6 protein-coding genes and 5 pseudogenes are annotated in these 19,867 nt (G+C 41.3%); 9 read left to right on the plus strand and 2 right to left on the minus strand.

Features of this window, described 5'->3' with window-relative positions; all coding sequences use genetic code 11:
• Positions 1 to 146: 146 nt before the first annotated feature.
• From H8787_RS05085 to H8787_RS05095, 3 genes and pseudogenes are all read left to right on the plus strand, one after another.
• Positions 147 to 500 carry a PrgI family protein gene (locus H8787_RS05085; protein WP_037613260.1) on the plus strand — a complete coding sequence of 118 codons (354 nt, stop codon included), beginning with the start codon at positions 147 to 149 and terminating at the stop codon, positions 498 to 500.
• Positions 457 to 2,808, plus strand: coding sequence for a VirB4-like conjugal transfer ATPase, CD1110 family (locus H8787_RS05090; RefSeq protein WP_187327591.1), 2,352 nt, complete (start codon positions 457 to 459; stop codon positions 2,806 to 2,808). The genes H8787_RS05085 and H8787_RS05090 overlap by 44 nt, the downstream gene beginning before the upstream one ends.
• A pseudogene (locus H8787_RS05095) lies at positions 2,805 to 5,591 on the plus strand (phage tail tip lysozyme). The gene H8787_RS05090 and the pseudogene H8787_RS05095 overlap by 4 nt, the downstream one beginning before the upstream one ends.
• Positions 5,592 to 5,688: 97 nt before the next feature.
• On the opposite strand, the gene H8787_RS05100 reads toward H8787_RS05095, so the two are convergent.
• Both H8787_RS05100 and H8787_RS05105 read right to left on the minus strand, forming a co-directional pair.
• Complete coding sequence (locus H8787_RS05100; RefSeq protein ID WP_187327592.1) at positions 5,689 to 6,534, minus strand: nucleotidyl transferase AbiEii/AbiGii toxin family protein; 846 nt, start codon at positions 6,532 to 6,534, stop codon at positions 5,689 to 5,691.
• Positions 6,531 to 7,121, minus strand: coding sequence for a type IV toxin-antitoxin system AbiEi family antitoxin domain-containing protein (locus tag H8787_RS05105; RefSeq protein WP_049476708.1), 591 nt, complete (start codon positions 7,119 to 7,121; stop codon positions 6,531 to 6,533). Before H8787_RS05105 ends, H8787_RS05100 begins: the two co-directional genes overlap by 4 nt.
• 193 nt (positions 7,122 to 7,314) lie before the next feature.
• On the opposite strand from H8787_RS05105, the pseudogene H8787_RS05110 reads away from it, so the two are divergent.
• The 6 genes and pseudogenes from H8787_RS05110 to H8787_RS05125 all read left to right on the plus strand — a co-directional run.
• Positions 7,315 to 12,218: pseudogene (locus H8787_RS05110) on the plus strand (SspB-related isopeptide-forming adhesin).
• Entirely contained in the window at positions 12,219 to 12,413 is a 195-nt protein-coding gene (locus H8787_RS05115) for a thrombospondin type 3 repeat-containing protein (RefSeq protein ID WP_007518250.1), read from the plus strand.
• Positions 12,397 to 12,948: a hypothetical protein gene (locus H8787_RS05120; RefSeq protein ID WP_049481185.1), complete on the plus strand. Its 552-nt coding sequence runs from the start codon at positions 12,397 to 12,399 to the stop codon at positions 12,946 to 12,948. The genes H8787_RS05115 and H8787_RS05120 overlap by 17 nt, the downstream gene beginning before the upstream one ends.
• 49 nt (positions 12,949 to 12,997) lie before the next feature.
• Positions 12,998 to 13,514, plus strand: a pseudogene (locus H8787_RS10275) (hypothetical protein); the annotation flags it as partial.
• A 56-nt stretch (positions 13,515 to 13,570) separates the two neighbouring features.
• Positions 13,571 to 14,273 (plus strand): annotated as a pseudogene (locus H8787_RS10280) (hypothetical protein); the annotation flags it as partial.
• 449 nt (positions 14,274 to 14,722) lie between these two features.
• Positions 14,723 to 19,816, plus strand: a pseudogene (locus H8787_RS05125) (SNF2-related protein); the annotation flags it as partial.
• Positions 19,817 to 19,867: the final 51 nt, after the last annotated feature.

Consider the following 19,867-nt stretch of genomic DNA (forward strand, 5'->3'; position numbering starts at 1 on the left):
CGACCTCCGCAAGGACGACTAGAACTGTCATAGCTAGGAACTAGCGTAGAGAGTTCAGACGCCTACTGCGTCAAAGTCACAAAACAATTTAAACTGGACTAAGATTTCCATCTTGGTCCTTTTATCAAAGAAGGAGTTACTATTTTATGAATACACGTGTTTTTAAGGACGTTACAAAGGTTCAACACAGGGCTTGGTTAGGCTTTACCACACGGCAAGTCATTTTTGTCTTGCCAGCTATTGCCATCACCATCCTTGTCTTAGGGCTAAATCTCTTTTATTGGCAATTTGGGGACTGGTTTGTCTATGGATTTGTTTTTACGTTTACCATCCCCCTCATGTTATTTGGGGTTTATCGTCCTAATGATCTCCCCTTTGAAACCTATTTAAAATACCGTTTTCATTACGAGATGACGGTACCAGACCGCACCCTAATCGAACAGAAAGGAATTCACCATGAAAAACTTAAAACACTTCATGAAACCAAAGACCTCTTCTAAGGTCAAAAAGATAACCCCAAAGAAACAGGAGGTTTTACCAACAACACTTAATACTCTTCTTTATCAAGGTCTCTTTCCCAATGGCCTCATGCAGGTAAGCCCAGATTATTTCTCTCAGTCCTATCTCTTAGGGGATGTCAATTACCAGACCGTGGGATGGGAGGATAAGGGGGCTATGGTTGAGAAGTATTCAGATTTAATCAATTCGCTGGACGATAAAACAAATTTCCAACTGACCATCTTTAACAAGAAGGTCAACTTGGAACAATTCCGAAAAAGTGTCCTTTATCCCTTGCATGAAGATGGTTTTGATCCCTACCGTGAGGAACTCAACCGTATGATGGATGCTAACTTAGAAGCAGGAGAGAATAATTTTTCAGCTGTCAAGTTGATTTCTTTTGGGAAAAGTGACCAAACGCCTAAACTGGCTTACCGCTCTTTGTCTCAAATTGGAGAATACTTCAAGAGTGGTCTTTCAGAAATCGAGGCTAGCTTTAACCTCTTGACAGGAGAAGAGCGAGTCCATCACCTGGCCGATATGTTGCGCGGAGAAAACCATCTGCCCTTTACTTATCAAGACCTCGTGCGTTCAGGACAAACCACCAAACATTTCATTGCACCACCAAGCTTATCTTTCAAACATAAAAATCATATTGAAATAGACAATCGACTCCTACAGATTGTCTATGTTCGGGATTACGGTATGGAGTTAGGGGACAAGTTTATTCGTGATTTGATACAGTCGGATTTGGAAGTGATGATGAGCCTGCATGCCAAAGGCTCAGTTAAGTCAGAAGCCATGAAGAAGCTCCGAACCAAGAAAACATTGATGGAATCACAAAAAATTGGCGAGCAACAAAAGATGGCACGATCTGGTGTTTATTTGGAAAAGGTTAGTCAGGTTCTTGAAAGCAATATTGATGAAGCTGATGAGCTGCTTAAAACTATGACACAGACTGGCGACAAGCTCTTTGACACCCTCTTTTTGATTGGGGTCTTTGCGGATACTGAGGATCAGCTGAACCAATCCTTAGACATTGTCAAACAAGTGGCCGGCTCTAATGGTCTCATCATTGACAATTTGGCCTATATGCAGGAAGCTGCCTTTAATAGTCTGTTACCTTTTGGGAAGAATTATTTAGAAGGGGTGTCACGCTCGCTATTAACGTCAAACATTGCCGTCAACTCACCTTGGACTTCTGTTGATATTCAGGACAAGGGCGGGAAATTTTACGGGATTAACCAGATTTCAAGTAACATCATTACCATTGACCGTGGGAAACTCAATACCCCATCAGGTCTTATTTTAGGTACATCAGGATCAGGGAAAGGCATGGCCACAAAACATGAAATTATCTCGACTAAATTAAAAGAAGCGAATAATGATACCGAAATCATCATCGTCGATCCTGAAAATGAGTACAGTATCATCGGTCAAGCCTTTGGTGGGGAAAGCATTGATATTGCGCCTGACTCCACCACCTTCTTGAATGTCCTAGACTTGTCAGATGAGAATATGGATGAAGACCCTGTTAAGGTCAAGTCAGAATTTCTCCTGTCTTGGATTGGGAAATTGTTGGACCGCAAAATAGATGGTCGTGAGAAGTCTCTGATTGACCGTGTGACACGCTTGACCTATAAGCATTTTCAAGAACCGTCTTTGGTGGAATGGGTCTTTGTCCTCTCCAAGCAACCTGAACAAGAAGCGAAGGACTTGGCTCTTGATATGGAACTGTATGTGGAAGGTTCTCTAGATATTTTCTCACACCGCACCAACATCAAAACCGATAGCCATTTCCTCATTTACAATGTCAAAAAGCTGGGCGATGAACTCAAACAAATTGCCCTCATGGTGATTTTTGACCAGATTTGGAATCGAGTGGTGAAGAATCAAAAACTAGGGAAGAAGACATGGATTTACTTTGATGAAATGCAGCTATTGTTATTGAATAAGTACGCTTCTGATTTCTTCTTCAAACTCTGGAGTCGGGTTCGGAAGTACGGGGCAACGCCAACAGGGATTACGCAGAATGTGGAAACGCTGCTTCTTGATGCCAATGGCAGACGCATTATTGCCAATAGCGAATTCATGATTCTCCTAAAACAGGCTAAGAATGACCGAGAAGAATTGGTTCACCTCTTAGGTTTATCCAAGGAGTTAGAGAAATACTTGGTTAATCCAGAAAAAGGAGCAGGTCTCATTAAAGCTGGCTCAACGGTTGTGCCTTTCAGAAATAAGATACCACACCAAACCAAGCTCTTTGACATCATGAGTACCGATCCAGAAAAGATGAGGATTGACAAATGATATCAGATAAGAAAAGCATTAAAACTGCACGAAAAACCTTTCAAAGCAGTTTAAAGTCTAGTCGAATTCATTACCGTAGGGAGAAGAAAGCCATACAAATAGCTCTCCCTAAGAAGCGCTTTCTCACCAGACGAGCTGAGAAAGCAGAAGCAAAAGAACAGAAGAAAACTCTTAAAGAAGCCTATCAAGATGAAAAAGCAGCTGCGACAGAAACTTTTAAGGAGTCTATCGCCTATGTATCTCCCAGATGATTAAAGGCAAAAGAAATCAGAAAGTACCGTCTCCCACAAGCAAGAAATCGTCTGAAGCTTGCCCGAAAACACTTGGCAGAGGTCAAGCTAGAAGAAAAAGAGAAAACTGTCAATCCTAAGTTTACCTATCACAAAGAGTCAAAAGAAACGAAAACTTCACGGTTTCAGTTCCAAAAAGAGAAAAACCTTGACCGCCTTCAGGCAGAAAAAGAAGTCACTTCCGCCAAACGTGAGGTTCATCAGCTCAAAAAGGCTCATAAGGCCAAGAAAACCTCTACCAAAGTTAAACGAGGGTTGCGTTTTCTAGAGTCCGAATCGCTAGATGTAGTTGCTCAAGACGATGATTTAGATGGTCTTAGAACCCTAAAAGATACCAGTCTGAAAGGCAGACTCTATGCTAGATTTACCTATCAAGCTGGAAAAGTCGTTGTGAAAGGTGGGCAGACTGGACATCGTTTTGCCAAAAACAAGATTGCTCATGGCAAGGAACGGTATCAGAACTTTAAAAAGGGGAAGGGCTGGAAACGCCAAAAACCTTTAAAGCCAAGAAGACGTTACCAAACTTTTCTTAAACAGGCTGGGAAGCAAGGTATTGCAGGCTTTTCAAAAATAATCCAAGCCATTAAGGGGAGCCTGACCTTCTTTTCAGCTCTTATCACAAATCCAATGACTTGGGTGGTATCAGGCCTCTTGTTTCTGTTTCTTCTCATGATGAGTTTTGTCATGGGGATTTCAGGAACCAGTCTCATCCAACAAGATGAGATAGAGTTGACCAAGAGTTATACCCATCTGACCTGGGAGGATGCGGAGCACACGAGAACCAATGATAAAGACATTACCTACTACACTAAGATTGATGAGGTCATGGCCTTCATGAATCACAAGTATCAGGATTATGCCTTAGACGAAGTGATGGAAGAAGGTTCTCAAACCTATCAAGCTTATTTGAGTCAGCTTTGGCAGGACTTAAATGGTGGCTCATCTATTCAATCCATGTCAGACCTAACTAAGAATCCTCCTTATAAACTCTCTGATGAAGAACGAGCTGACCTGAAGGAATGGAGCGAGGAAGGAGCTTACCTTGCCCTTCAGGAATTGGAGAATCCCTTTCAAGGACAAACGGAAGATGATGCTCTAACCATGACCGTTCGCTATGGCTACGAAGTAATGGATGAGAAACCAATGCTTCATCATCATATCATTCTAGAGGCTAAAGAGAACCAAGTGATTGTGGCACCTATGGATGGGAAAGTCTCTCTTGATGGGGATAATCTTATCCTCACATCAGGCAAGGGACTAAACAAGACTCAACTCACTCTTTATAATGTTCATACTGGTCGAGTGACGGCTGGTCAGCGAGTCCAAGCAGGAGAGGTCATTGGCCAAACTAAAGATGGTACGGGGCTAAAAGTCACCTATCAAAAGGTAGATGATGACACGGACAAATTGGTTTATGTCAATCCAGCCTTTTACTTTCCTAAAGTGATTCAGCTTCAAACCACTATTATACCAGCCATTGGTCAGTTTGGCGGGGATGAGTTTGCGAGAGCGAAAGCGATCTATGAGTACCTGAAAAGTCAAGGAGCGACCAATCAAGCCATCGCAGCTATCTTAGGAAACTGGTCGGTAGAATCCTCTATCAATCCCAAACGAGCTGAAGGCGACTACCTATCTCCTCCAGTTGGGGCAAGAGAAAACTCTTGGGATGATGAGGGGTGGCTATCTCTGAGTGATCCAGCTATTTATAACGGTCGTTACCCTAATATCTTGAGACGTGGACTAGGATTAGGACAGTGGACAGATACTGCTGATGGGTCACGCCGTCACACACTTTTGTTAGAATATGCCAAACGAAAGAATCAGAAGTGGTATGACTTAGGCTTACAACTGGATTTCATGTTGCATGGGGATAATCCCTATTACACCAACTGGTTAAAGGACTTTTTCAAACATTCAGGAAGTCCAGCAAACCTTGCTCAACTCTTTCTCATTTATTGGGAAGGAAATAGCGGAGATAAGCTCTTAGAGCGCCAAACCAGAGCAACTGAGTGGTATTACCAAATCGAAAAAGGGTTTAGCCAGCCAAATGGTGGGACCGCACAAAGTGATCCAAAAGCTTTGGAAGCTGTTCGTGGTGACCTTTATGACAATTCTATCCCAGGTGGTGGTGACGGTATGGGCTATGCCTACGGTCAATGTACATGGGGAGTAGCTGCACGGATTAACCAATTAGGATTAAAACTCAAAGGTAAAAATGGTGAGAAAATTCCGATTATCAATACCATGGGCAATGGTCAAGATTGGGTACGAACTGCGGCTAGTCTCGGTGGTGAAACAGGAACCATCCCTAAAGCAGGAGCGATTGTCTCCTTTGCGGGTGGACAGTACGGGCATGTGGCATTTATTGAGAAAGTTTATCCAGATGGGTCATTTCTTATCTCAGAGACCAACTATAATGGCAATCCCAACTATACCTTCCGCAAGTTATCAGGAGTGGATAGTACCATCAGTTTTGCCTACACAACGAAATGAAAAAAGGATATGCTAACAAAGTATAAAAATGTTAGCATATTCTTTTTGTTTTTTATGGCAAGGTCAGCTGCTAGCTTTAAAGTCTTTTAGTCACGATTTAAGCGTTATGATTAGAATTGAGGGCTATCAGGAGGCTGATAATCTCATTAAGTATATCTGTGAATAGAATGTCTTTTGTATAGCTATATTTTTTTGAATAATTTTGCCATTGTTGCTGTTGAACAGAGTCAGATTTGAATCTCTCCAGTAGTTCAATGATTTTATTGAAATCGAGTTCAGTTTCACGATAGGAAAAGGTTCTTTCACAAGCAACCTTTAATTGTAAAAAATCAATGTCATCTTTCTTTAGCTTTGAAAGGATATAGACATCGTAAAAATCTTTGCTGCGACTGTTCAAGAAATTTCGTGAATAAATGGTTTGGAGTTTTTCAGCTAAGATTGTTTCAATCGTATAAGCAATGATTGGAAAATTGCCATCATCAAAAATGGCTTTATAGTCATAGGTAACAGGGTAAGGTGTGACAATGTCTCCAGTCGCAATATCTAAATGGATAATTTGTTTAATATTTTCTAGTTGACATAAAATGGTTGCTCGATAACCACCATAATCATCGCTTTCCTTAATAGCTGTTATGGATTGAATTGAAAATTGAATACCATCTTTCGCTTCAGTTAAAATTTCTTCAAGTTGTTGTTGAATATTTTCTTCTGATAAAGTTTGTTTATGAAACAGGAAGTCAATATCCGCCGTACTACGAGATTCGACCCCAATGACGTTTGAAAGTAGGAACCCACCTTTGAAAATATAGTGATTTGAATAAGAACTCTGACTTAATTTTTTCAGAATAGCTTCAAGAAAGTAATAGGTCATGACGGAATTAAAAGTTAATCCAGTATTCTTCGATATTTTATGGCAGAGTGCTGTTAATTTTGCTTTATTCACATTAGAACCTCCAGAGTTCGTTTAACTTCATCTAAGATATTCATTTTTGTAGCATATTTATAGATCTTTGCGAGATTTCTTTTAGGGAAGTTGCTATAAGTTTGAAGTGTTTTAACAAATAGCTCAGCATCAATGCTATCTCGATTAAGGATAAAATCACACAGAACACGTTCAAAATTATAAACGTTAACGGTGTTTCCCATTGGAGTTTTTACACTGATGACCCCTAGGTTGACAATATCTTTAGAAACAGTGTGAATATTTAAATTTAATGGTGTATTCCTAAAACGGTAGTCCTTTGGAACTGTTACTTCAAAATATTGAGGAATTTCATCTGTAAGTCCCTGTAGATAAAGAGCAGAGATATGAGAAAAAACAGTTCTGGGGTAACGATACTGAAAGAAATAGTATTCATCATAATCTCCACTAGAGGACAGATAGATTCCTTTATCGACCCTAAAGATAACCCCTTCGTTTTCTAGTCTAGTTAGATAAATGGTTGGAATACCTAATTTTTTACAATCTCTATAAGTAATCATGCCATTGTGACTGTCTAAGTACTCAAGTAACAATTCTTTTTTAGACATATTCGACCCTCTCTTTGTTGCTTTTGTACCGCAATTTTACCATTTTTACGGCACGAAAGCAACATTTTTAGATGTTATATATACAGTTTACTATTCTCATACTTGATGTGATACCAAAATCAAGCCTTCTTTTTTATGATGGGGAAAGAGTGACAGTTTGTTGCTACTTATCAAAAGAAAAGAAGGATTAGTTATGACAAAACAATGTCATCATCACTTTTTAGTGAATCAGGAAAAAGGCGAGAAACACGTCTTTCGTAAAAGTAAGAAGTATCGCACACTGTGTTCGGTAGCTCTTGGAACCATGGTGACAGCTATTGTCGCATGGGGCGGTGCAGTGGCGCAGGCTGACGAAGTAACGACACCACAGGATAACATCATTCAACGAACGGAAAATCCTGCCACCAATTTAGCTCAAGCACAGCCAGCACCAGTTGTGGAACAGACGAAGAGTCTTGCTTCAACTGGTCAAACAGATGGTGCGATTACTGTAACTGTTCCACATGATACAGTGACCCAAGCTGTCAATCAAGCGAAAGCAGAAGGTGTCAAGACTGTTCAAGACCAACCACTGGATTTGGGCAACACGACATCAGCTGGCGAGACTAACCAACAATTAAACAAGGCAGAGGCCGATGCTACCAAACAAGCTGAGGAGATTTCTAAGGTCACAGAGACCTACAAATCTGCTAAAGCAACCTATGAACAAGATAAAACACGTGTTGAATCACAGAATGCCACGTTAGAGACCAGTCACAAAGAAGCGACTCAAGCAGGAAACACCTTAAACAATTCGGTGGATAGCACAATTTCGGAATTGAAGTGTCAAGATAAGTCTGCTAATGTGACCGTAACGGCTCAAACGGTATCGTCAGGAGATGGCTCGACTGTTTCAGGCTATCAGGATTACATATCTTCAGTAGCTACTATTAATCAGAAAAATAAGGATAATCTTGCAGAATATGTGACCAAGAAAAAAGCCGCAGACGCCCTTGTCGCAAAGAACCTGGCTACTCAAAAGGAAAATGAAGCTGGGTTAGCTAAGGCAAAGGCTGATAATGAAGCGATTGACAAGCGAAATCAAGCCGGGCAAAAAGCAATTGATGATGAAAACAAAGCCGGTCAAGCTGCTGTTGATGAGTACAATAACAACCAGCAGAAATTGGCCACAGATCGTGCGGATGAAATTGCAGCTATCACCAAACGCAACAAGGAAAAAGAAGAAGCCGCAAAGAAAGAAAATGAAGCCATTGACGCTTATAATGCAAAAGAAATGGACCGATACAAACGTGATTTAGCGGAGATTTCTAAAGGAGAAGAGGGCTATATTTCAGAAGCCCTTGCTCAAGCCCTAAATTTGAATAATGGAGAACCACAAGCTAAACATGGAACGAATACCCGCAATCCAGACCGTATTATTGCGAAAGGCGATGCCATGCTTGGAGGCTATTCTAACATCTTAGATTCCACAGGCTTCTTTGTATATGACTCTTTTAAGACAGGTGAAACCTTAAGCTTCACTTATCAAAACTTACAAAATGCCCGATTTGATGGAAAGAGGATTAGTCGTATCACTTATGATATTACTAATCTTGTTTCGCCAACGGGCACCAATGCAGTGCAGTTAGTCGTGCCAAACGATCCAACAGAAGGTTTTATCGCTTACCGAAATGATGGAACAGGAAATTGGCGAACCGATAAGATGGAGTTTCGTGTTAAAGCCAAGTATTTCCTAGAAGATGGAACGCAAGTAGCTTTCACTAAGGAAAAACCAGGTGTCTTTACCCACTCCTCACTGAATCATAATGATATCGGTCTGGAATATGTAAAGGATTCGTCTGGTAAATTTGTGCCTATCAGTGGCTCAACGATTCAAGTGACAAATGAAGGCTTGGCTCGTTCACTAGGTTCAAACCGTACCAGTGATTTGAAGTTGTCAGAGGAATGGGATACGACTTCTAGTCGCTATGCCTATAAAGGTGCAATTGTCTCAACCGTCACATCAGGGAATACCTATACAGTGACTTTTGGGCAGGGAGACATGCCGATGCAGGTGGGTGGAAAGACCTATTGGTTTGCTTTAAATACTTTGCCCGTCGCACGGACTGTTAAACCGTATAGTCCTAAACCATATGTGACCCCAAAACTGGATCCCGTACCTGATCCGATTAAGGTGGTGCCAAAAACTTTCACACCAAAGACGTTTACACCTGAGCCACATGTGACTTTTAAAGAGAAACCACTAGAGAAAGTGACACAACCTAGCTTGACCTTAACAAAGGTCACTTCGCCGAAAATTCCTACTTCAAAACCCTTGCCCAAAGCACCACAAGTGCCAATGGTTCACTACCATGACTACCGTCTGACAACAACGCCCGAAATTATGAAAAAAGTGGTGAATACAGACCAAACTAATCTTCATGGCAAAATAGTCGCAAAGGCTTCAACTGTTATTTACCCACTGACAGTAGACGCTTTTTCTTCCAATCGTGCCAAAACAACAAGCCTTACTTTCGAAGACTACCTGCCAGCAGGCTATGTGTTTGATAAGGAAAAAACACAAGTGGAGAACGGAAACTATGAGGTGACCTTTAATCAGGAAAAGAACTTTGTGACCTTAACTGCCAAGGAAAACTTGTTGCAGGAGGTTAATAAAGACTTAACCAAGGTTTATCAACTGACTGCCCCAAAACTTTATGGAACTGTTCAAAATGATGGGGCCACTTATTCCAACAGCTATAAGCTCTTGATGAACAAGGGAACACCAAATGCTTATACCGTCACTTCAAATGTTGTAACCATTCGGACACCAGATGATGGAGATACGACCAGCCACATTGTACCTCAGAAATGCAATGAAAATGAGGACGGTGTCGTCATTAACGATACCGTGGTTGCTTTAGGAACCACCAATCACTACCGTTTGACTTGGGATTTAGACCAATACAAGGGAGATAGCTCTTCTAAAGAGACCATTGCACGTGGCTTCTTCTTTGTGGACGACTACCCTGAAGATGTGCTGGATTTAGTGGATCAGGGAACAGTCATCACCACTCGTGATGGCAAGTCTGTGTCAGGAATTTCTGTCAAAGCTTACGCTTCTATAAAGGATGCTCCTAAAGACCTTCAAGACAAACTGGCTCGTGCCAAGATCACACCAAAAGGGGCCTTTCAAGTTTTCATGCCTCACGATAACCAAGCCTTCTATGACCAGTACGTTAAAACAGGAACTTCATTGGAACTGCTAACCAAAATGACCGTTAAAGAGAGTCTTTATGGTCAAACTGTTAACTACAAGAATAAGGCTTATCAAGTCGATTTTGGCAATGGCTACGAAACCAAGGAAGTGACCAATACCCTTGTTTCTCCAGAGCCTAAGAAACAAAACCTGAATAAGGATAAGGTGGACATCAATGGGAAGCCCATGCTTGTGGGAACTAAAAACCATTATACGCTGTCATGGGACTTGGACCAATACCGAGGCATTAAAGCAGATAAGACTCAAATTGCACAAGGATTTTACTTTGTAGATGATTATCCCGAAGAAGCCCTATTACCAGATGAAACAGCGATTCAGCTAACCACATCTGATGGTAAAGCAGTATCAGGTGTTACAGTGAAAACTTATTCTAGCTTATCAGAAGCGCCTAAAAACCTACAAGCAGCCCTTTCTAAACGAAAGATTGAGCCTAAAGGAGCCTTCCAAGTCTTTATGGCAGAAGAGCCTCAAGTCTTTTATGATACTTATGTGACTAAGGGACAAAACATTACTATTACACTGCCTATGACCGTTCGTGAATCCATGCTTCATTCAGGGAAGTCTTATGATAATGTGGCTTATCAAGTGGACTTTGGGCAAGCCTATAAGACCAACACGGTGACTAATCATGTACCCAAAGTTACCCCACACAAGTCTAATACTAATAAAGCAGGTAGCACAATTGATGGCAAGACCATTCTTCCTAATACCATCAATTACTATAAAATGGTTCTGGATTACAGTCAGTACAAGGACTTGGTAGTGACAGATGATACCCTTGCTAAAGGTTTCTACATGGTAGATGACTATCCCGAAGAAGCTCTGACTTTAAATCCAGATGGTGTTCACATCATGGATAAGTCAGGCAATCTTGTCAAAGGTGTCTCTGTTAAAACCTACGCCAGCCTATCAGAAGCCCCCAAGTCATTCAAGAAGCTATGGCCAAACGCCAGTTTACACCCAAAGGAGCCATTCAAGTCTTAAGTGCCGATGATTCAAAAGCCTTTTACGAGACTTATGTTAAAACAGGTCAAACTTTAGTCGTGACACTGCCGATGACCATTAAGAATGAGCTGACAAAGACTGGTGGCAAGTATGAAAATACGGCTTATCAGATTGACTTTGGCATGGCCTATGTGACAGAAACCGTGGTCAATAATGTTCCAAAACTAGATCCACAAAAAGATGTGGTGGTTGATTTGTCTCAAAAGGAGAAGAGCCTTGATGGCAAAAGTCTTGCTATGAATCAGGTCTTTAACTATCGCTTAGTAGGGGCACGCATTCCAGCTAATCGTGCGACACCGCTCATTGACTATCGTTTTAACGATGATTACGATGAAAGTCACGATGCCTATAATGGTGTCTACAAGGCTTATACTTTGGTGGATGTCACCCTAAAAGATGGAAGTGTTCTACCAAAAGGTACAGAAGTGACCAAGTACACGCTACAAGAGGTGGATACTTCAAAAGGCACAGTCACCATTCGCTTTGATAAAGATTTTTTAGAAAGTCTCGCAGAAAAATCTGAATTTCAAGCAGATGTTTACTTGCAGATGACACGAATCGCTTCAGGTGAGGTGGAAAATACAGTGCTTCATACTGTTAATGGTTATACCATCAGTTCAAACACCGTTAAGACGCACACCCCTGAACCAGAACCACCAACTCCAAATCAGCCAGCACCATCACAACCACCAGTTGAGACTCCTGAGCCACCAGTTCTTGCTAGTGTTCTCCCAAATACAGGGGAGAGTCAGTCTCTCTTGGCGCTTGTTGGTGGAGGGCTTCTTTTAGGCTTAGCTTATGGCTTTTCAAAGCGGAAAATGGAGGACAACTAGATGGAACCTAAAACGATTTACAATACGGATTCTGACCAGGATGGCTTAACGGACGCTGTGGAACTAGATCTAGGAACCAATCCCTTGAGCAGTGACACGGATAGTGATGGGCTAACGGATCTTGAAGAAGTACAACAAGGTTTATGGCCAACTCAACATCAGCGTAAGGAGAGAAGCTATGACTTGGAACTATGAAACCATTTCTAAGACATTTTCAGAGATGGCACGAGAAAACTATGAAGATATGGTTAAAGCCTTTCTAGCCATGGAGTTAAGTGTTGATAATATGTCACTACTTGATACCCTCTATCGTGACTTTATGGCAATAGATGACTTGCCTTTGGTTAGTGATGATTTACGCCTAAAGGCAGAAGGATATCAGGAACAGCTTCAAGAAGAGCTGACCGATTTGTTGGAGAAACTCTATCGAACAGGGGAGGGAGCTAGTTTCATCATGGAAGTGATAGCGTCCAACAACATTTCGGACACCCTTGCTCGGTATGAGGTTTTGGATGAGGATGATTATTCGTCTCTCACCTTAGAGACCTTGCAGGACATTCTCCAAAAAGATTTAACCCTAACCAGCCAAGATTATTTTGGAGATGTGACCTACATGGCTTTACAGAAAGACTTATTGGACCAGAAAAGTGATTTCTTACAACACTATGTGACGACTTTAATGGATAAGTTGCCACAAGAAAAAGACCAAAGAGCCTTGGTCCTAGATTAAAGCAGTGGGCTGAGAATACCTCTCAGCTCATTTTTGATTGGAGGGAAGCATGAATCAAGAACACTTACTAGAGATGTTGCGGGCAAGATTGCCACGTGACCCCAGCCTTTTAGAATCTTTTTTACGTTATCAGGCAGCCCATTTTGATGAGGACTGGGACAGTCTGATCCAACACTTTACGACCCATAGGGGAGAGGTCAAACCACTTGTTCAAGTGGTTCAGTTTGAGACGGATGTCTCTGCCTTTGTGGCAGCTAGTCCATTTGAAGCAGCTCATGACTTACTCACCTATACGCAAACATTTGGTCAGGCTGGACTAAATAAGTTACCCCAATTATCAACCAATGAGAAAGCCTTAGTGATTGAGGTTGCCCTCTTTAACCTGGCGACTCGCTTTCAACTCTTAGACCAAGAAGGCGCTTATCAGTCCATTTCAGTATCCTCTCTGTTGGAAAAAGGCAGAGCCGCAAACTTAGTCAATGTGTACCGTGTGGCTAATAACCTGTCTGACCGTATCAGTCGTGATATTGAACAGTTTCTTTTGAGCTATGAACCAGAAGCAGAGGCAGTGAAACCAAAAGTTATTGAAGAAGAGAAAGAAGTCATAGGACCAGAACCACTTCAAGAGATTACTTTTCGAGAAGAAGGCTTTATCATGATTGCAAGCCTTGATGAAGACCTGTCGCAACTGGATTTTCGAACGGGTCAAACAGAATACTTACCAGCTTATGAGAAATTGAATTTGACTCAGAAATTTGAGATACTGAGCCATTTTGACCAGGTACGAAACGACCTCCCTAAACTTCCGAACCTTAGACGTGGGGATTTTGATCATGAGATGGAAATAACCCCAATCTATGAAGGTGACACGCTTCTGACGTATTTGGAAGCAGATGGGACAGTTTATAAACTTCAGCGTCCTTTAACGATACAAGAAGAAGCTCTTTTAGGTGAGATTGGGCAAACAATTTTAACAGAGAATACGGAAAAGCTCACCAGTTTAGGGATAGACTTGACGAGCTTTGATGAGAATCAACATGGGCTTTTGCTAGATGCAGCAGGTCGCTTCCGTTTGGAAAATGCGGACCTTGCATTATTAGGTGGCTATCCCAAAGCCACAGTAACTCAACTAGCTCTTGCGACAGAATTGCTTCAGATGGGACTTAGCCATGAAAAGGTTGAATTTTTCTTGACCAGTCAGCTGGATTTGGAAGATTTAAGACCAGTTGCTTATGGCTTTTTACACGAAGACTTATCTTTGGAAGAAGCTAGAACTTTTGAAGCAGAAAAACAGGAAACTCCAGACCTTGTCTTTAAAGACTGGAGGGACACCTTTATTCAAACTGAGGCTGAAATGTCCATTCCTCAGCCAACCCCCAACAATCCTATCCTACAAGAAGCTCTTGAACGTTTTCCCCTTGACTCTATGGTAACTTATAAGGGACAAGACTTTAAGGTGATAGCCATAGAAGAGTCAGGGGTTAATGACCTCATTCGGATTGAATTACAAAATGATTTCACGGATTTGATTGAACAAAATCCAGTCCTTTTCTTACGGACACTAGACGACATCACCCAAGCTCTCCATGTTCCTTCTGTCGAAGAAAAAGAAGAGATGGAGCAAACCAGTCAGGAATTAGATCTCTTTTCCTTTATGGATATGGAAGAACAAAAAGAGCCAGTTTCTCAAGTGATGATGACAGCAAAACCAGTCAATGCAATAGAAGAGAAAGTACCAGAAAGTATTGAGATGGAGACTGATTCAGAGGTAGCTGATGTCGTTGAAACCATTCCTACTGTTGATTTTCACTTTCCAGAAGATCTGACAGACTTTTACCCTAAGACAGCTAGAGATAAGGTGGAGACAAATATAGCCGCTATTCGATTGGTAAAAAATCTAGAAGTAGAGCACCGCAATGCTTCACCAAGTGAACAAGAACTTTTGGCCAAGTATGTGGGTTAGGGCGGACTCGCCAATGATTTTTTTGATGACTATAATCCTAAATTTTCTAAGGAACGGAACGAGCTCAAGAACTTAGTCACAGATAAAGAGTACTCAGATATGAAACAGTCCTCTCTGACTGCCTATTACACAGACCCTGCCCTTATCCGTCAGATGTGGGATAAGTTGGAAAGAGATGGCTTTACAGGTGGTAAAATCCTAGATCCTTCCATGGGAACAGGGAATTTCTTTGCGACGATTCCAGCACATTTGAGAGAAAAAAGTGAGTTATACGGTGTGGAGTTAGATACCATTACAGGAGCTATTGCCAAACACCTTCATCCAAATGCGCATATAGAAGTCAAAGGCTTTGAGACAGTTGCTTTTAATGATAATAGCTTTGATTTGGTAATTTCAAATGTACCGTTTGCTAATATTCGGATTGCAGATAACAAGTACGATAAGCCTTATATGATTCATGACTATTTTGTGAAGAAGTCGCTTGATTTGGTGCATGATGGTGGGCAAGTGACTATTATCTCCTCCACAGGAACCATGGATAAACGGACGGAGAATATTCTTCAAGATATTCGTGAGACAACCGAGTTTCTTGGTGGTGTGCGTTTACCAGATACTGCTTTTAAGGCCATTGCAGGAACCAATGTTACAACAGATATGTTGTTCTTCCAGAAGCACTTGGACAAAGGATATGTGGCAGCTGACCTAGCCTTTTCAGGTTCCATTCGTTATGACAAGGATGACCGAATTTGGCTCAATCCTTACTTTGATGGAGAATACAATCGCCAAGTTCTAGGAACCTATGAAGTCAGAAACTTTAACGGTGGAACTCTTTCTGTTAAGGGAAAAACGGATAACATAATTGCAATCGTTCAGACTGCTCTGAATCAGGTAAAGGCCGCAAGAGTGATTGATAGAAATGAAATCATTATCAATCCAGATGTGTTGACCAAACAAGTCATTGATACCTCCATTCCAGCTGAAATGAGGGAGAATCTAGGTCAGTACAGTTTTGGTTACCAGGGTTCTACAGTTTACTATCGAGATAACAAAGGCATTCGAGTCGGAACCAAGACGGAAGAAATCAGTTACTATGTCGATGAAGAAGGCAACTTCAAAGCATGGGACACCAAACATTCCCAAAAACAGATTGATAGATTTAATAGCTTAGAGGTGACTGATAGCACTGCTCTGGATGTTTATGTGACCGATGATGCAGCCAAACGTGATCAGTTTAAGGGTTATTATAAAAAGACAGTTTTCTATGAAGCTCCTCTGTCTGATAAAGAAGTGGCACGAATCAAAGGAATGGTAGACATTCGTAATGCTTACCAAGAGGTCATTGCCATTCAACGCTATTATGACTACGATAAGGAGACCTTTAACCACTTGTTAGGCAAACTCAATCGTACCTATGATAGCTTTGTCAAACGCTATGGGTATTTGAATAGTGCTGTTAATCGCAATCTTTTTGATAGTGATGATAAGTATTCACTTCTTGCTAGTTTGGAAGATGAAAGTCTGGATCCAAGTGGAAAAACCGTTATCTACACCAAATCCCTTGCCTTTGAAAAGGCTTTGGTGCGTCCTGAAAAAGAGGTTAAAGCAGTCCATACAGCCCTTGATGCCTTAAATTCTAGCCTGGCTGACGGTCGTGGTGTTGATGTCGCTTATATGATGTCCATTTATCAGGTGGATTCTAAGATGACCTTGATTGAGGAGCTAGGAGACCTTATTATGCCTGATCCTGAGAAGTATTTGAATGGGGAGCTGACCTATGTTTCTCGCCAAGACTTTCTGTCAGGTGATGTCATCACCAAGTTAGAAGTGGTGGACCTATTCATTAAACAAGACAATCGCGATTTTGACTGGACGCACTATGCAAGACTTTTAGAAGCGGTCAAACCAGCACGCATTACTTTGGCAGATATTGATTATCGGATCGGTTCACGCTGGATTCCACTGGCGGTCTATGGGAAATTTGCCCAAGAAACCTTTATGGGGAAAACTTATGAGCTTTCTGACCAAGAGGTGGCGACAGTTCTTGAAGTTAGTCCCATTGACGGAGTCATCACTTACCAATCTAAGTTTGCCTACACCTATTCCAACGCAACGGACAGGAGTTTAGGTGTCCCTGCCTCACGCTATGATAGTGGCCGAAAAATCTTTGAAAACCTCCTTAATTCCAATCAACCGACTATCACAAAACAAATTGTCGAAGGAGACAAGAAAAAGGATGTGACCGATGTCGAGAAAACAACGGTTCTTCGTGCTAAGGAAACACACCTACAAGAACTCTTTCAAGACTTTGTGTCAATGTATCCTGAAGTTCAACAAATGATTGAAGACACCTATAACAGTCTTTATAATCGCACGGTATCCAAGGTCCATGATGGCAGTCATTTAACCATCGATGGGCTTGCCCAGAATATTTCCTTACGTCCTCACCAAAAGAATGCCATTCAACGGATTGTGGAGGAAAAACGTGCCCTACTAGCTCACGAAGTCGGTTCTGGAAAGACCTTAACCATGCTTGGAGCTGGTTTCAAATTGAAAGAATTAGGGATGGTGCATAAACCTCTTTATGTAGTTCCTTCTAGTTTGACTGCCCAGTTTGGTCAAGAAATCATGAAATTTTTCCCAACCAAGAAAGTCTATGTGACCACCAAGAAGGACTTTGCCAAAGCCAAACGCAAGCAATTTGTATCACGCATTATCACAGGAGACTATGATGCCATTGTCATTGGGGATTCCCAGTTTGAAAAAATCCCCATGAGTCGTGAGAAGCAGGTCACCTATATTCACGATAAGCTAGAGCAACTCCGAGAGATTAAGTTAGGAAGTGATTCTGACTATACAGTTAAAGAAGCAGAGCGCTCCATCAAGGGATTGGAACACCAATTGGAAGAACTCCAAAAACTGGAGCGAGATACCTTTATTGAATTTGAAAACCTTGGTATTGATTTTCTCTTTGTGGATGAGGCTCATCACTTCAAGAATATCAGGCCCATTACTGGACTTGGTAATATCGCGGGCATTACCAATACCACTTCTAAAAAGAATGTGGATATGGAGATGAAGGTGAGACAGGTTCAGGCAGAGCATGGAGATAGAAATGTCGTTTTTGCGACAGGAACACCCGTATCCAATTCTATCAGCGAACTTTATACCATGATGAATTACATTCAGCCAGATGTCTTAGAACGATATCAGGTATCCAATTTTGATTCGTGGGTTGGAGCTTTTGGGAACATCGAAAACTCAATGGAGCTTGCCCCAACAGGGGATAAGTACCAACCCAAGAAACGCTTTAAGAAGTTTGTGAACCTGCCTGAGCTCATGCGAATCTACAAGGAAACTGCTGATATTCAGACTTCAGACATGCTTGATTTACCTGTTCCAGAAGCTAAGATAACTGCGGTGGAAAGCGAATTAACGCAAGCTCAGAAATACTATTTAGAAGAGTTGGTCGAGCGTTCAGACGCTATCAAGTCAGGTAGTGTTGATCCTAGTGCCGATAACATGTTAAAGATAACTGGTGAAGCCAGAAAACTAGCTATTGATATGCGGTTGATTGACCCTGCTTATACTTTAGCGGACAATCAGAAAATCCTTCAAGTCGTTGATAATGTTGATCGGATTTACCGTGAGGGCGAAGGTGATAAAGCAACTCAGATGATTTTCTCTGATATTGGAACGCCTAGAAGTAAAGAAGAAGGTTTTGATGTTTACAATGAACTCAAAGATCTTCTTGTGGATCGAGGGATTCCAAAAGAGCAGATTGCTTTTGTGCATGATGCCAATACCGATGAGAAGAAAAACTCCTTATCTCGTAAGGTCAATAGTGGTGAAGTACGGATTCTCATGGCTTCGACGGAAAAAGGCGGAACAGGTCTAAACGTGCAATCACGAATGAAAGCTGTCCACCATTTGGATGTTCCCTGGCGTCCCTCTGACATCCAGCAACGCAATGGACGTTTGATTAGACAAGGTAATTTGCACCAAAATGTAGAGATTTATCATTATATTACAAAAGGTTCTTTTGATAATTATTTGTGGGCAACACAGGAAAATAAGTTGCGTTATATTAAACAAATTATGACATCTAAAGAACCTATTCGAGCAGCAGAAGACATTGATGAACAAACCATGACAGCTTCTGATTTTAAGGCTTTAGCGACTGGTAATCCCTATCTCAAACTCAAAATGGAGTTGGAAAATGAACTAACGGTGTTAGAAAATCAAAAACGAGCCTTTAACCGCTCCAAAGATGAATACCGCCATACCGTTTCCTATTGCGAGAAGTACGTCCCTATCATGGAAAAACGATTGAGTCAATATGATAAGGATATTGCTCAATCCCTCGCAACTAAGCACTTAGACTTTGTCATGCGATTTGACAATCAGGAAAAGGATAATCGTGCTGAAGCAGGGGACTACATGCGTAAACTTATTACCTATAACCGCTCAGAAACGAAGGAAGTCAGAACACTTGCCACATTTAGAGGATTTGATTTAAAAATGACAACTCGAGGTCCTAGTGAGCCCTTGCCAGAGACTATTTCTTTAATGATTGTAGGTGATAACCAATATACAGTCGCCCTTGATTTGAAATCAGACGTGGGAACCATTCAACGGATTAGTAATGCTATTGATCATATTATTGATGACCAAGAAAAGACAGAAGAGATGGTAAAGGACCTAAAAGATAAGTTACAAGTAGCGAAAGTTGAAGTTGAGAAAGTCTTTCCAAAGGAAGAGGATTATCAGTTGGTCAAGGCAAAATATGACCTCCTTGCCCCATTAGTGGAACAAGAAGCAGAGATTGAAGTTATTGATGCAGCTTTGACAAAATTTAATGAGAATACCCAGATTCAAAAAGACCAACAAATATTGCTTGATGTTTAAGAAATGGAGTGAAATAGTTGTCATAAAAAGCAAGCATAAGAAATTGCTTGC

The sequence above is a fragment of the Streptococcus sp. NSJ-72 genome (assembly GCF_014334035.1).
Taxonomy (GTDB): Bacteria; Bacillota; Bacilli; order Lactobacillales; family Streptococcaceae; genus Streptococcus; species Streptococcus constellatus.

Coding starts and splice junctions, on each gene's coding strand:
- H8787_RS05120 (WP_049481185.1), top strand. CDS start 12,397: ATGACTTGGAACTATGAAACCATTTCTAAGACATTTTCAGAGATGGCA.
- H8787_RS05085 (WP_037613260.1), top strand. CDS start 147: ATGAATACACGTGTTTTTAAGGACGTTACAAAGGTTCAACACAGGGCT.
- H8787_RS05090 (WP_187327591.1), top strand. CDS start 457: ATGAAAAACTTAAAACACTTCATGAAACCAAAGACCTCTTCTAAGGTC.
- H8787_RS05105 (WP_049476708.1), bottom strand. CDS start 7,121: ATGTCTAAAAAAGAATTGTTACTTGAGTACTTAGACAGTCACAATGGC.
- H8787_RS05115 (WP_007518250.1), top strand. CDS start 12,219: ATGGAACCTAAAACGATTTACAATACGGATTCTGACCAGGATGGCTTA.